Origin of the sequence: Roseibium alexandrii DFL-11, from assembly GCF_000158095.2 — a bacterium.
In the GTDB taxonomy this organism is placed as follows: domain Bacteria; phylum Pseudomonadota; class Alphaproteobacteria; order Rhizobiales; family Stappiaceae; genus Roseibium; species Roseibium alexandrii.
The window spans coordinates 4,675,902-4,689,264 of the sequence record NZ_CM011002.1; the positions used below are offsets into that span (position 1 = coordinate 4,675,902).

The following is a 13,363-nucleotide window of genomic DNA, read 5'->3' on the forward strand; positions in this document are numbered from 1 at the left end:
ACATGACAAGCAAAGTAATCTGTATTTCTCCGATCGACGGTTCGGTCTATGCGGAGCGCCCTGTCTTGTCCGCAGATGAAGCCCGAGAGGCTGTCGCGCGGGCAAAAACCGCTCAGCTCGCCTGGCAAGAGCGCTCATTGGAAGACCGGATCTCTCTTGTTCTCGCCGGAGTTGCCAAGATCGGTGAGATGAACGATGAGATCGTTCCCGAACTCGCCCATCAGATGGGCCGGCCGGTCCGGTATGGTGGTGAGTTTGGCGGCTTTACAGAGCGTGCCTCTTACATGGCGGAGATTGCTGCCGAGGCACTGGCGCCGATCGAAGTTGCCGATGATGCGGCATTCAAGCGGATGATCAAGCGCGTGCCCCATGGCGTGGTGCTTGTCGTAGCTCCTTGGAATTACCCCTACATGACCGCGATTAATACGGTCGCACCCGCGTTGATCGCAGGGAACTCTGTTGTTCTGAAACATGCCTCTCAAACGCTGTTGGTTGGCGAGCGCATGGCGAAGGCTTTCCACGAAGCAGGCGTTCCGGAAGACGTATTCCAGAATGTATTTCTGGATCACGCGACAACCTCTGCGCTGATTGCTGAAAAGTCCTTTGGTTTCGTGAATTTCACGGGCTCAGTAGGGGGCGGTCAGGCGATGGAAAAGGCCGCAGCCGGAACGTTCACCGGCGTTGGTCTTGAGCTCGGCGGCAAAGACCCCGGCTATGTCATGGAAGATGCGGATCTTGATGCGGCAGTCGATACACTGATCGATGGGGCGATGTTCAATGCCGGTCAATGCTGCTGCGGTATTGAGCGGATCTATGTGGTGGAGAGCCTCTATGACGCCTTTGTCGAAAAGGCGGTAAAGATTGTCGAAGGCTACAAGCTCGGCAATCCGCTTGACCCCGAAACGACCCTCGGTCCGATGGCCCATGCCCGTTTCGCGGCAGAAGTCCGTGCCCAGACGCAAGAAGCCATTGCAGATGGGGCCAAAGCCCTGATCGATCCTGCAAAGTTCCCTGAAGATGATGGCGGCGCTTACCTGATGCCGCAAATCCTCGTCGATGTGGATCATTCCATGCGCGTTATGCGCGATGAGAGCTTCGGCCCCGTTGTCGGCATCATGAAGGTCAAAGACGATGCGGAAGCTATCCAGCTGATGAACGACAGCAATTTCGGTCTGACAGCATCGCTCTGGACCCGGGATGTTGCCCGTGCGGAAGCCATCGGTGATCAGATTGAGACGGGAACCGTCTTCCTCAATCGTGCAGATTACCTCGACCCGGCGCTGTGCTGGACAGGTTGCAAGGACACCGGCCGCGGCGGCGGTCTATCCATTATCGGCTATCACAACCTGACACGTCCGAAATCCTATCACCTCAAGAAAGCTCAATAAGATGGTGCTGACTGCCAATTGGTCATATCCAACCGCCATGCGCTTCGGCGCAGGTCGCATTTCGGAAATCGCCGATGCCTGTAAGGCGTCCGGTATCTCCAAGCCCCTGCTTGTCACGGACAAAGGTCTGGCAAGCATGGACATCACCACCAAGACCCTGGACCTGCTGGATGCAGCTGGTCTGGGCCGGGGCCTGTTTTCCGAAGTCGACCCGAACCCAACGGATCTGAACGCCGGAGAAGGCGTCAAGGTCTACCAGGAAGGCGGTTATGACGGGGTTGTTGCTTTTGGCGGCGGCTCCGGGCTGGACCTCGCTAAGGTGATTGCCTTCATGGCGGGGCAGACCCGTCCGCTTTGGGATTTTGAAGACATAGGGGACTGGTGGACCCGGGCAAACGCCGATGCGATTGCGCCTATCGTTGCGGTTCCGACAACCGCCGGAACCGGATCCGAAGTCGGCCGGGCCAGTATCATCACCAAGGTCGATACGGCGGAAAAGAAAATCATCTTCCACCCGAAGATGCTGCCGTCCGTGGTGATCTGCGATCCGGAACTGACGGTCGGAATGCCGAAGTTCCTGACCGCCGGAACCGGCCTTGATGCCTTTGCCCACTGCGTGGAAGCCTATTCCAGCCCGCACTACCATCCAATGAGCCAGGGGATTGCGCTGGAAGGCATGCGACTGGTCGTGGACTATCTGCCGCGGGCCTACGCTGATGGCACGGATCTGGAAGCACGCGGCCACATGATGTCTGCTGCGGCCATGGGCGCGACCGCGTTCCAGAAAGGTCTCGGTGCCATTCACGCACTCAGCCATCCGATCGGTGCGGTGCACCACACCCACCACGGCACAACCAACGCCGTGTGCATGCCGGCAGTCCTCCAGTTCAACAAGTCCGCAATTGCGGACCGGTTCGACAAGGCAGCAGGCTATCTCGGTATTTCAGGCGGTTTTGAAGGCTTCTGCGCGTTCGTGGACGAGTTCAACGCTTCGATGAACATTCCGAAAACCTTGACCGAACTCGGCGTCAAGGATCCGAATATCGAGGAACTGACCGCGGCGGCTCTTCGTGACCCGAGCACTGGTGGTAATCCGATCGAGATGACCGCCGAAAACACGCGAGCGCTTTTCGAAGAGATCATGTGATCTCAACATAAGCGAACGATCAGCACGTAAAGGGCGCCAACCGGCGCCCTTTACTATTTTTGAACTGTAGAGAACTTAGTGCCCGCCCATGTCTCCATGCACGGCGACCATGTCGAGCTCTGCCGCCTGGGGCTTGATTGCCGAGAAGCCCTCCCGGAGGCCTTCGTCCGAGAGTTCACGCTGGACGGCGAGGAGCGTGTTATCGTCGTGCTCTGCGCACATGGAGGCCATGTAGGACAGCTCTTCGGACGCAACGCCCCTTGCTGCCTCGACAGACGGGGCGCCATAGATGTCGACAAAGTGTTGTGCCAGCCGGTCCACCAGTTGGTTGAACTCCGGCTCCTCAATCGGAGTAACTGCCACAAAGGTCACCCGGCCGAAGGTTTCCAATCCGAGCCAGCCGTTGACGAAGGCCTGTCTGGCCTTGCCGGTCAGCTCCGCCTCTGTCCAATCCGAGAATTCAAAACCGCCGGATAGGCACCATTCGCCAGTCCTTGCTGGCGAAAAATAAACGTTCTGGTCGCTCTCATCGAGATGGATCGCGCGGGCAAGCTTCATTGTGATCCCTCAAGTTGGGTAGACAGCGGAATAAGCTTTGTTTCACCATCCATCCGCATCAGCATACCGAAAAACTCATCAACACCAACAAATGTCCCGGTTTCGCCGTTGAAAGTGATGTCTTCACCGAGGTTTTTTGCAAGGCCCCGCCATTCTGCATGCACCGGTCGAGGCCCGTCTTCCTGCCATCGGTTGATCCAGTAAAGCGTGTGGCGAACCCAGCTTTCCACAAGGCGTTCAGGTTCAACTTCGCCGCAACCCTCTTCAATCAGAGATGTCCTATCTGGATCGTTGCCCGGATTTCCCTCAAGAGTTTGAACATTGAGCTCCAGGCCGATGATCAACCAGTCCGGCGTTTCGTTCGGGTTCGCTCCTGAAGCGCGTGCGCGAAAACGTCCGCAGGTGGCCCCATTTACGCGAATGCCGCCGGCCCAATCCAAATGAACCGCGACCTCGGGCGGGGCGAGGGCGCCAAGAGCTGCCTGAAAACCGAGGCCGCAGACTGGCAGCATGCTCATCGCTTCTTCCAGTGGGACTTCCGGAGCGAAGATCAGGCTTGCCCGTAACGTGCCACCTCCAAGGTTGTAAACAACAGTACCGGGGTCTGTACCTGCAACAGCAAGGGCGACCGCCCGGTCGAACGGGTCGGCAGTGCCGGTGACCGCTTCTCCCTGGAAGAGCGGCGGGAATTGGAGATCGTTCACACCAAGCTCTCCTGCGCGGCAAGCTGTTCTGTCACTGCTGTCGCAAGCTTCTTAAACGCAGCCGTTTCCGGCGCATCCGGCGCCTTGATAACGGCCGGTGTGTCGCCATCGGCCGCGGTGCGGATGTTGAGGTGCAGCGGTATTTCAGCAAGGACTGGAACTCTCAGGCTTGCGGCCTCCTTGGCAACGCCACCATGGCCGAAGATATGTTCTTCGTTTCCGCATTTCGAACAGATATGCGTCGACATGTTCTCCACCATGCCAAGGATCGGCACTTTCATTTCCTGGAACATGTCGATGCCCTTGCGCGCATCCAGCAAGGCGATGTCCTGCGGGGTGGACACAATCACCGCTCCGTCGACAATGAACTTCTGCGACAATGTCATCTGCACGTCGCCGGTTCCCGGTGGCAGATCGACAATCAGGACATCCAGGGCACCCCATTGAACCTGGGTCATCATCTGCTGCAAAGCGCCCATCAGCATCGGGCCCCGCCAAACAACGGCCTTGTCGCCGGATGTCATCAGACCGATCGACATCAGTGTCACGCCGTGGTTCCGCAGTGGCAAAATGGTTTGGCCATCCGGTGAAGACGGCCGACCCTTAATACCGAGCATTTCCGGTTGCGACGGACCGTAAACGTCCGCATCCAGAAGACCGACCTTCAAGCCTTGTGCCGCCAGAGCACAGGCAAGGTTCGAGGCAACGGTCGATTTTCCGACGCCGCCCTTGCCGGACGCTATGGCGATAATCTTCTTGATGCCGGCAACATGTTGAGGTCCGGAGGTGCCCGGTGCTGCCGGGATCGGTTTGATCGGCTTCAGCTCTCCAGGACCTGCCTGCGGAACCGGAGCGGCAGGTGCTGCCAGGGCGTGCGCGGTGGATTGGTCGGAGTGCGATGTCAGGATCACTTGAGCAGACGTGCAGTCCGGCAATGCTTCGAGCCGCTGGACGGCGTCCTCCCGGAGCCGTTCCATCTCATCAACACGGGTTTGATCGATCTGAAGGACGAAACGAACAGTCCTATCTGCAACCTTGAGGCCGCGGATCATGCCTGTTGCCGGGAGGTCTTCCCCGGTCACCGGATCCACGACTGCCTTCAGTGTTTCAATAACAGTTTCGCGTGAAAGGGACACGTCTGCCTTACCCCTTGATTTCGCCTTCAACGACATGCTCAAGGCCGAGTTCCTCGATCACAATCACGGCCTTTACGTTGAAGCTTTTGCCCTCCGGTGCGCCAGCTTCGCGAACTGCGTTTTCAATGGCTTGTTGGGATGTGACCCCGACCTGTTTCAGGAATTTGCGCATGGACATGTTAAAGTCGTCGTTCATTTGGACCTCCCCGTTGTTTTGACATGCATTGACGTATCGGCATTTTCGCTTCTACGCTTACAGACTGATGTCAGCTGCGTGAAGGAGGAGCGCGTGGCCTGCCGGAAACTTTTGATATTCGTGTTTGCGTGCATCTGGATGAGCGCGTCTGTTAATGCTGTGCGTTCTGCGGAGCCGTTTCGGCTCAGCGTGCCGCAAGATCTCAACGACAGCGGTTTCCTGAAATACCTGCTGCCCCGCTTTTCCCTGAAAACGAATACGCGGATCGAACTGGTTTCACCTGAGGATCTGGCCGAGGTACGGTTATTGGATGAACAAGGCGGAACACCGGTTTTCGACGGGCTGGATCGAACCTGGTACGCATCTGTTGAACAGGAAACGGGCGGTACCAAAAGATTTTTGGAGTGGCTTACTGGCGATGTTGGCCGCCGCACCATTGATGGATTTCCGGCGAAGGATGGCATTGCGTTTACCGCTGCAGCCCCTGTCGCGAAGGAAGTTGACGACGGACTGATCGCTGGAGATGCGGGAAAAGGCGAGAAGCTTGCTGTGGTGCATTGTGGACGGTGCCACCGGGTCAACGCCGCAACGCGGATGGCCGGCATCGGCTCTACACCTTCCTTCGCGATTCTTCGAACGCTCGCCGACTGGAAGCCGCGGTTCGAGGCCTTTTTCGCGCTCAATCCGCATCCGTCATTTACACTGATCGAAGACGTCACGGAGCCGTTCGATGAAACACGGCCGCCTCCCATCGTTCCGGTCGAAATGACACTGGAAGATCTGGATGCCATCCTCGCCTTTGTTTCACGAATCCCGCCGGCCGATTTGGGCGCGCCGCTCCAGTACCAGTGATCCTGATCAGGCACGGTCAATGGTCGCGCCTGATATAGTCGTCGGTGGTCCGAACCCGTGGACGTTCGTTGGATGCAAACGGATTGTTCTCGCTGTGGTAAGCCGCATTGACCCGGCAGTCGTCACACATCTGAATCATCCGGGCGGCGCCGCCATCTTTGAACATGGAATGCTTGCCGGCGAGTTGCCCCATGATCCGTTCGACTGTTGAACGAACCCCAAACGGCTTACCGCATTCGATGCACTCAAACGGTTCTTCCTCTTTCAGGACAATCGGTGTCAACGCCGCGTCGCTCAAGTTCAGCTGGGGAACCAGGGAAAGAGCGCTTTCCGGGCAGATGTTAGTGCAGATGCCGCATTGCAAGCAGGCGTCTTCCTGGAAGCGAAGTTGCGGTTGATCAGGATTTTCCTTAAGGGCGCCGGAGGGGCACAAGGACACGCACGAAAGACACAATGTGCAAGCGTCTTCGTTCATGGCAACAGCGCCGTAGGGGGCTCCGGCAGGAAGATCCAGCAGTACGTCTGGTGCATTCAAGGTTTTCGCGGCAAGGCGCGTCACCTGCCTGCGGGATCCAAGAGGAAGAATTGGGGTTTCGTTTGCTGTCCGGTCCGCCTCTTCATAGAGCGCGGCTTCCAAATCATCTGGGTCCGTTGGTTCGAGCAACCGAACCTGGCCGTTTCCAGAAATGGCATTTGCGAGTTCGACCTGGAAGTGGAGGCCTTCCTGTTCTGTCTGGGGTGACACAAGGATGTCGACAGTGGAAAATCCGCATCCAAGGGCTGCAAGGGCTTCCGCGTGGCCAAATGCAGCCAATGCCGACACTTCCAGCGGAATGACGTCTGTTGGCAGACCTTTGCCATACCGCGCAGACAGTTGGATTATCTCAAGGCCGTAGGCTGCATCATGGACCAGCAGGCGCGGAGGCTCGTTTGCCGCCTTGCGCCAGGTCGTTGCCAGCGTCTCTATTCGCTTGAAGACATGTTGCGGTGTTGGGGCGTCATAAGAAACAGCGCCAGACGGACACGCCGCTGAACACATCCCGCATCCTGCGCAGACCATTGGGTCGATGGTAATGTGATCTCCAGCGGGAGTAATTGCACCGGTTGGGCAAAGGTCCAGGCAGCGGTTACAGCCTGTTTTCTGCGCTCTGGAGTGTGCACAAAGGTCTTCGTTGACCTTTACGTAAATTGGTTTTTCAAACGTCCCGATAAGTTGAGATGCTTCCAGGATAACCTTCGAATAAGCATCCTTGTTGCCGGGATCAGCGCGAAGATATCCTTCGCGTTTATCCGCGGCGGGAAACAGCGGAGTATCCCGGCGCAGGTCTACGATGATGTCACACGCGCTCCGGCCGCCGCCCTTCGGCTCGGTCCAGTTGAATGCGCCCCGACCACCTGGAATACGTTCCCGCAGTGCGTCGAAAGCGACCTGAAATCCGCCAAGAGCGCCGGTTGCAGATTTAATGTGACCGCGCACGACATCGAAGCGGCGATCGTCTGTAACCGGCATCTCGGCATCAGGGGCGACCAGCACAGTTACACTCAGAGTTTCACAAAGAAGCTTGGCCGCATCGAACGCGATGTCCGGTTCACCAAGCAGCAGGCAAGTTCCTTCAGAGGAAACGTCGACGACTCGCTCACCCGGGGCCGGCAACATGGCTTCAGCGATGAGCGCCGCCATTTTCGCCGTTGGTTCAACATCGCTCGAGGTCCACCCCGCACGATCGCGGATGTCGATAAAATGCGGTTCATTGACTTCGAGATCCCCTGCGAGCTCTTCGAAGAACGTCCGCTCTTGTGCGCAGGCAATGACGACGTCGCCGCTCTGCAACGCTGATTCGGCCACTGCAGCTTCCGTGTGACACAGGGCTGTATGGACTTTCGAACAAGCTAGTCGGGTATGTTTTTCAATCTCTTCTGCGTTAATCGACTGGCTTTTCAAGCAGTCGCACAGCAGCAGCTTGGCTTCTGTCATCTAGCGCGCGTCCTCTCCCCCATGATGCCATTTCAGCGTCTCCCGCGCAGGAAATTGGCTCATCAGTATCTAATCAAGGGCGAAGGTGTCTTTCCGTCAAGTGGCCTTTGTAAGGACTTGTAATTTCCAGACGTTGCGTCAGCATGGGCAAAAATAAAATTTCCGGCCTGACCGGATATCTGGAGGATGCGCGCCTGTGAATACGGAAAGAAGCCGTTCGATGCCGGTTGGGGTTGTCGTGCGCCGCTTGCCCGGCGTGACACGCTGGCAGAAGTGGTCCTGGCGCGCTGTGTCGCTTTTGCCGGGCGCAGGTGATGCAGATTGGCAGGTGCTGCGCAAGGAAGGAGACGCAGTTGAGTACCATGCGGCCACTCTTCCTCTCGAGCTGCACCGCGCCGAAACCGAGGCCTACCTCACTGCGCTCTCTGACAAAACACCCTCACTTTATGTCGTGATGCGGCCCGCCGAAGAGCTGGACCGGGACGTCCCTATGGAGGTGATGCTGATTACTGCGTCAGCTTATGAGGGGCAAGACTATGCGGATACGAGCGACGTTCTCGTTGAAAAGGTTCCGATGCCGCCGGGCCTGATCGCATGGGTGCGGGAGTTTGCCGAAACGCACCACGAAGACGAAATCTTTATCAAACGCCGCCGCGACAAGAAGCGTGTTGATTTGCAAGAAGAAGGAATTGGCGACCCCCGCATTCGCCAGATGGCGGATGTCTACCGCACTCCGCGGCGCAAGTCGAAGGACACCTTGCAATGACCGGCGATGAAAAATCGGGGATGGATTTCTGGTCGCGGCGAAAAGCGGCAGTGCAGCGGTCCGAAGAGCTGGAACGTGTTCTGGTAGAAGAAGCAGAGGTCGCCAAGGAACGGGCCGAGCTTGAAACTAAAAGCGATGCTGAGATCCTCGAGGAACTCAACCTTCCGGACCCCGATACGCTCACCGAAAACGATGACTTTAGCCAGTTCTTGTCGGCTGCGGTTCCCGAGCGGCTGAAACGGCGTGCGCTGCGCAGGTTATGGGGCCTCAATCCGGTTCTTGCCAATCTGGATGGGTTGGTGGACTACGCAGATGACTTCACCGACGCTGCAACAGTCGTTTCCAACATGCAAACCGTTTATCAGGTCGGCAGAGGTATGGTGGAACGGTTTGTTGAGGGTGCGGAAGAGGAAGCCGTCGAAGAATTCGCTGACGAAATTTCAGACCCGGTTGAAGAAAACGAAAGAAATGCTGCAGTGCAAGATGAGCAAAATACTGCAGAGCAGCATAATTGCGGCGAAAATGAAGAAGCACTTGTGCAATTGACGCAAGGAGAAGCCTTGTTGCAAGATATGCCAATACGTGACGAGTTTGAGTCTTCGGTGGGTGATACAATCAATGTCGAGGCAGAGCCGCCTCAACGCCCTCGCCGAATGAGGTTCGACTATTCGTGAATATCGAACCCGACTTGTGGGAGCTAAACTCTTTGCGTTTGAGGGAGGTGACGGCGCATGGCCGCTGTTGTGACGGAATATGTGATCGACCCGGAAGACCAGGCGAGAGCTGACTTATATAATTTCTTGGGGGTGTTGCTGGCAAAGCCAGCGGACGGTGACCTCCTGAAGCAAATTGCTGCGCTTTCAGGCGACGACACCCCGCTGGGCACGACCCTCAAAACCCTTGCAAAACTTGCTTCAGTAACATCAGAGCAGGACGCCGAGCGCGAATTCAACGCGTTGTTCATCGGCCTCGGGCGCGGTGAGCTCTTACCCTATGCAAGCCATTACCTGACAGGCTTCTTGAACGAAAAGCCTCTTGCCAACCTGCGGCAGGAGATGGCTGAGCGCGGTATCCAGCGCGCGGAGGGCAAAAAGGAGCCGGAGGACAACATCGCATCGCTGATGGAAATCATGGGCGGGCTTATCGTTGGACGTTTCGGCAAGGTCACTTCGGTCGCGGACCAGAAGGCCTTTTTCAACGCACATGTGGGCCCCTGGGCCGTGCACTTCTTCAGTGACTTGGAGGCCTCAAGGACGTCGGTCCTTTATTCGGCCGTCGGGTCGCTCGGGCGGCAGTTTATGGAGATCGAAGCAGAAGCATTCGAGATGTTGCCCAATTAGATTTTCCGGCATGACGCGATGCCGGGAAATCTAACATTCACGTTGACAATTAAGGCGGCGCCGCCGCCTGGAATGAGAGGAGGATTGCAACGATGAAACGACCCGAACAGTCGGGCGCAGGCCTTGAGGCCGGACGCCGTGACTTCCTGAAACTGGCAGCCATTTCGGCCCCGGCCGCAGCTGCTGTGGTCGCGACGGGTACAGCTGCGCAAGCTGCCGAGCCGGATCTTGCTTCTGAGAAGATGCAGGACACGGTGCACACCCGCGCGTATTACGACAGCGCCCGGTTCTAACTGGACCCTGTGAACATACCGGCCGATGGTTGCGTGACGCCCGATGGCCGGTTCACTGACACACCCAGCCGTACCCAAATGGGGTATCAGCAAGGTAGGGCAAAATGCTTAGGAAAAAGACCAATGGGGTTGCGCGACGCCCCCAAGGTGCAAGTATCCTTAGAGACACTGCACATAAATCTGTAGACCGCCGGACATTCCTTAAGGGTTCCGGTGTCGCAGCTGGCGGATTGGCCGCCATTTCCGCCATGGGCGGTTCTGTAACACAAGCCAAAGCACAAGCTGGCGCCGGTGCCGTGAAGAACGTGAAAACGGTCTGCACCCACTGTTCCGTCGGTTGTACAGTTGTGGCTGAAGTTTCCAACGGGGTCTGGGTCGGCCAGGAACCGGGTTGGGACAGCCCATTCAACCTCGGTGCGCACTGCGCCAAGGGTGCTGCCGTTCGTGAGCATGCGCACGGTGAACGCCGCCTGAAATATCCGATGAAAAAGGAGGGCGGCGAGTGGAGGAAAATCAGCTGGGAGCAGGCGATCAACGAGATCGGCGACCAGATGATGCAAATCCGCGAAGAAAGCGGCCCGGACAGTGTTTATTGGCTCGGTTCGGCCAAGCACAACAATGAGCAGGCTTATCTGTTCCGGAAATTCGCGGCCTATTGGGGAACCAACAACGTTGACCACCAGGCGCGTATCTGTCACTCGACCACGGTTGCCGGCGTAGCAAACACATGGGGCTACGGCGCCATGACGAACAGCTACAACGACATCCACAATTCCCGTGCGATCTTCATCATTGGCGGTAACCCGGCTGAGGCGCACCCTGTGTCTTTGCTGCACGTCTTGCGCGCCAAGGAGCAGAACAACGCACCGCTGATCGTTTGTGATCCGCGCTTCACGCGAACCGCTGCTCATGCAGACGAATATGTCCGTTTCCGTCCAGGGTCGGACGTGGCGCTCATTTGGGGCATCCTCTGGCATATCTTCGACAATGGTTGGGAGGACAAAGAGTTCATCCGCACCCGTGTCTGGGGCATGGACCAGATCAAGGAAGAAGTCGCCAGGTGGACGCCGGACGAAGTCGAGCGTGTTACCGGCACTCCGGGCAGCCAGCTGAAACGCGTAGCGCGGACGCTTGCAAACAACCGTCCTGGCACCGTGATCTGGTGCATGGGTGGCACACAGCACACCAACGGTAACAACAACACGCGCGCTTATTGCGTGCTGCAGTTGGCTCTTGGCAACATGGGCACAACCGGCGGCGGCACCAACATCTTCCGCGGCCACGACAACGTCCAGGGTGCAACCGACCTTGGCGTTCTGTCCCATACTCTGCCTGGCTACTACGGCCTGAGCGCAGGTGCTTGGGGGCACTGGTCCCGTGTCTGGGGTGAGGATCTTGATTGGCTGAAAGGGCAGTTCGCTAAGACGACCGGCGCTGACGGCAAAGAAAAGAACCTCATGAACCTCACCGGTATTCCAGTCAGCCGCTGGATCGACGGGGTTCTTGAAGATCCGGCGAACACTGATCAGCCGGCCGAAGTTCGGGCCATGGTTCTTTGGGGCCACGCTCCGAACTCCCAGACCCGTATGACGGAAATGAAAACCGCGATGGAGAAACTGGACACGCTGGTCGTCATCGACCCGTTCCCGACAGTCTCTGCCGTGCTTCATGACCGGACGGACGGTGTCTACCTTCTCCCGGCAACGACCCAGTTCGAAACCCATGGATCTGTCACCGCCTCAAACCGCTCCATCCAGTGGCGCGATCAGGTGATTGAGCCGTTGTTCGAATCCAAGACCGACCACGAAATCATTGGCCTGTTTGCCAAGAAGTTCGGTTTCCATGACCGGATCTTCCGCAACATTGACCTTGAGGATGACGGCATCACGCCGAACATCGAGGACACAACCCGCGAGTTCAACCGCGGTATGTGGACGGTTGGCTACACCGGTCAGTCACCGGAGCGGATCAAGCTGCACATGGCCAACCAGCACACGTTCGACAGGACGACGCTGCAGGCAAATGGCGGTCCCGCGGATGGCGACTACTACGGTATGCCATGGCCGTGCTGGGGCACTGCGGATATGAAGCATCCGGGCACACCGAACCTTTACGACATGTCCAAGCCGGTCGCCGAAGGGGGCTTGAGCTTCCGGGCACGTTTTGGTGTCGAGCGCGATGGTCAGAACCTCCTGGCCGAGGGTGTCTCCAATCCGGGTGCGGAAATTCAGGATGGCTATCCGGAATTCACCATGCAGATGCTGATGGATCTTGGATGGGACGGTGACCTGACCGACGAAGAGCGTGCAGCGATTGATGCTGTCGCTGGGCCTAAAACCAACTGGAAAACCGACCTTTCCGGCGGCATCCAGCGGGTGGCTATCAAGCATGGCTGCTCACCGTTCGGTAACGCGAAGGCTCGTGCTGTTGTATGGACCTTCCCGGATCCGGTTCCGCTTCACCGCGAGCCGCTCTACACCAATCGCCGGGACCTCGTGGCGGATTACCCGACCTACGAAGACCGCAAGTTCTACCGTCTGCCGACGCTTTACGCGTCGATCCAGAAGCAGGACTTCTCCCGCGATTACCCGATCATCCTGACCTCCGGTCGTCTGGTCGAGTATGAAGGCGGTGGTGACGAGACACGGTCAAACCCGTGGCTTGCCGAACTTCAGCAGGACATGTTCGTCGAAATAAATCCGCGTGATGCCAACAACATTGGTATTCGGGACGGCGCACAGGTCTGGGTCGAAGGCCCGGAAGGCGGCAAGGTCAAGGTCATGGCAATGGTGACCGAACGGGTCGGCGAAGGCGTTGCCTTCATGCCGTTCCACTTCGGTGGTCATTATCAAGGTGAAGACCAGCGGTCGAAATATCCAAAAGGGGCCGATCCGTATGTTCTCGGCGAGAGCACGAATACGGCTCAAACCTACGGCTACGACTCCGTTACCCAGATGCAGGAGACCAAAGCCACTCTCTGCAAGATCTCGGCAGCGTAAGGAGGAAAC

Annotated in this window: 13 protein-coding genes; 8 read left to right on the forward strand and 5 right to left on the reverse strand. The window is 57.6% G+C overall.

The window, feature by feature from the left end:
* Positions 1-2 precede the first annotated feature (2 nt).
* Together SADFL11_RS21610 and SADFL11_RS21615 are read left to right on the forward strand one after the other, a co-directional pair.
* Positions 3-1,388 (forward strand): aldehyde dehydrogenase family protein, encoded by a 1,386-nt coding sequence (locus SADFL11_RS21610; RefSeq protein ID WP_008194247.1) that lies wholly within the window; start codon positions 3-5, stop codon positions 1,386-1,388.
* A gap of 1 nt (position 1,389) precedes the next feature.
* The gene (locus tag SADFL11_RS21615) at positions 1,390-2,535 is read left to right on the forward strand and encodes an iron-containing alcohol dehydrogenase (protein WP_040450991.1); all 1,146 of its coding nucleotides are present in this window, start codon (positions 1,390-1,392) and stop codon (positions 2,533-2,535) included.
* A 75-nt stretch (positions 2,536-2,610) separates the two neighbouring features.
* Here SADFL11_RS21615 and SADFL11_RS21620 read toward each other — a convergent pair whose 3' ends face one another.
* Genes SADFL11_RS21620 through SADFL11_RS21635 form a run of 4 tightly spaced genes read right to left on the reverse strand, consistent with a single transcriptional unit; the run spans position 2,611 to position 5,129 of the window.
* A complete protein-coding gene (locus SADFL11_RS21620; RefSeq protein ID WP_008193811.1) occupies positions 2,611-3,093 on the reverse strand; it encodes a DUF6505 family protein in 483 nt (160 codons plus the stop codon).
* Complete coding sequence (locus SADFL11_RS21625) at positions 3,090-3,797, reverse strand: biotin/lipoate--protein ligase family protein (protein ID WP_008191867.1); 708 nt, start codon at positions 3,795-3,797, stop codon at positions 3,090-3,092. The genes SADFL11_RS21620 and SADFL11_RS21625 overlap by 4 nt, the downstream gene beginning before the upstream one ends.
* Complete coding sequence (locus SADFL11_RS21630; protein WP_008196648.1) at positions 3,794-4,933, reverse strand: Mrp/NBP35 family ATP-binding protein; 1,140 nt, start codon at positions 4,931-4,933, stop codon at positions 3,794-3,796. Before SADFL11_RS21630 ends, SADFL11_RS21625 begins: the two co-directional genes overlap by 4 nt.
* A gap of 7 nt (positions 4,934-4,940) precedes the next feature.
* Positions 4,941-5,129, reverse strand: coding sequence for a DUF6494 family protein (locus SADFL11_RS21635; RefSeq protein ID WP_008193496.1), 189 nt, complete (start codon positions 5,127-5,129; stop codon positions 4,941-4,943).
* Between the two features lie 138 nt (positions 5,130-5,267).
* On the opposite strand from SADFL11_RS21635, the gene SADFL11_RS21640 reads away from it, so the two are divergent.
* Positions 5,268-5,981 carry a c-type cytochrome gene (locus tag SADFL11_RS21640; protein ID WP_209002680.1) on the forward strand — a complete coding sequence of 238 codons (714 nt, stop codon included), beginning with the start codon at positions 5,268-5,270 and terminating at the stop codon, positions 5,979-5,981.
* Positions 5,982-5,997: 16 nt separating this feature from the next.
* Here SADFL11_RS21640 and SADFL11_RS21645 read toward each other — a convergent pair whose 3' ends face one another.
* Positions 5,998-7,956, reverse strand: a complete 1,959-nt coding sequence (locus SADFL11_RS21645) for a 4Fe-4S binding protein (RefSeq protein ID WP_008194460.1) — start codon at positions 7,954-7,956, stop codon at positions 5,998-6,000.
* A gap of 220 nt (positions 7,957-8,176) precedes the next feature.
* Here SADFL11_RS21645 and SADFL11_RS21650 point away from each other — a divergent pair, with 220 nt between their 5' ends.
* The 5 genes from SADFL11_RS21650 to SADFL11_RS21670 all read left to right on the forward strand — a co-directional run bounded on the left by SADFL11_RS21650 (position 8,177) and on the right by SADFL11_RS21670 (position 13,354).
* The gene (locus SADFL11_RS21650; protein WP_040450990.1) at positions 8,177-8,722 is read left to right on the forward strand and encodes a DUF3305 domain-containing protein; all 546 of its coding nucleotides are present in this window, start codon (positions 8,177-8,179) and stop codon (positions 8,720-8,722) included.
* Positions 8,719-9,396, forward strand: a complete 678-nt coding sequence (locus tag SADFL11_RS21655; protein WP_008191253.1) for a DUF3306 domain-containing protein — start codon at positions 8,719-8,721, stop codon at positions 9,394-9,396. Before SADFL11_RS21650 ends, SADFL11_RS21655 begins: the two co-directional genes overlap by 4 nt.
* 57 nt (positions 9,397-9,453) lie before the next feature.
* A complete protein-coding gene (locus SADFL11_RS21660; RefSeq protein ID WP_008190347.1) occupies positions 9,454-10,062 on the forward strand; it encodes a TorD/DmsD family molecular chaperone in 609 nt (202 codons plus the stop codon).
* Positions 10,063-10,154: 92 nt separating this feature from the next.
* Positions 10,155-10,355, forward strand: a complete 201-nt coding sequence (locus SADFL11_RS21665) for a hypothetical protein (protein WP_008190930.1) — start codon at positions 10,155-10,157, stop codon at positions 10,353-10,355.
* A gap of 104 nt (positions 10,356-10,459) precedes the next feature.
* Complete coding sequence (locus SADFL11_RS21670; protein ID WP_040450989.1) at positions 10,460-13,354, forward strand: molybdopterin-dependent oxidoreductase; 2,895 nt, start codon at positions 10,460-10,462, stop codon at positions 13,352-13,354.
* The last annotated feature ends 9 nt before the right edge of the window (positions 13,355-13,363 follow it).

Excerpts from the sequence above, each read along its gene's own strand:
- SADFL11_RS21610 (WP_008194247.1), top strand. The coding sequence starts at position 3 with ATGACAAGCAAAGTAATCTGTATTTCTCCGATCGACGGTTCGGTCTAT.
- SADFL11_RS21615 (WP_040450991.1), top strand. The coding sequence starts at position 1,390 with ATGGTGCTGACTGCCAATTGGTCATATCCAACCGCCATGCGCTTCGGC.
- SADFL11_RS21620 (WP_008193811.1), bottom strand. The coding sequence starts at position 3,093 with ATGAAGCTTGCCCGCGCGATCCATCTCGATGAGAGCGACCAGAACGTT.
- SADFL11_RS21635 (WP_008193496.1), bottom strand. The coding sequence starts at position 5,129 with ATGAACGACGACTTTAACATGTCCATGCGCAAATTCCTGAAACAGGTC.
- SADFL11_RS21640 (WP_209002680.1), top strand. The coding sequence starts at position 5,268 with ATGAGCGCGTCTGTTAATGCTGTGCGTTCTGCGGAGCCGTTTCGGCTC.
- SADFL11_RS21645 (WP_008194460.1), bottom strand. The coding sequence starts at position 7,956 with ATGACAGAAGCCAAGCTGCTGCTGTGCGACTGCTTGAAAAGCCAGTCG.
- SADFL11_RS21650 (WP_040450990.1), top strand. The coding sequence starts at position 8,177 with ATGCCGGTTGGGGTTGTCGTGCGCCGCTTGCCCGGCGTGACACGCTGG.
- SADFL11_RS21655 (WP_008191253.1), top strand. The coding sequence starts at position 8,719 with ATGACCGGCGATGAAAAATCGGGGATGGATTTCTGGTCGCGGCGAAAA.
- SADFL11_RS21660 (WP_008190347.1), top strand. The coding sequence starts at position 9,454 with ATGGCCGCTGTTGTGACGGAATATGTGATCGACCCGGAAGACCAGGCG.
- SADFL11_RS21665 (WP_008190930.1), top strand. The coding sequence starts at position 10,155 with ATGAAACGACCCGAACAGTCGGGCGCAGGCCTTGAGGCCGGACGCCGT.
- SADFL11_RS21670 (WP_040450989.1), top strand. The coding sequence starts at position 10,460 with ATGCTTAGGAAAAAGACCAATGGGGTTGCGCGACGCCCCCAAGGTGCA.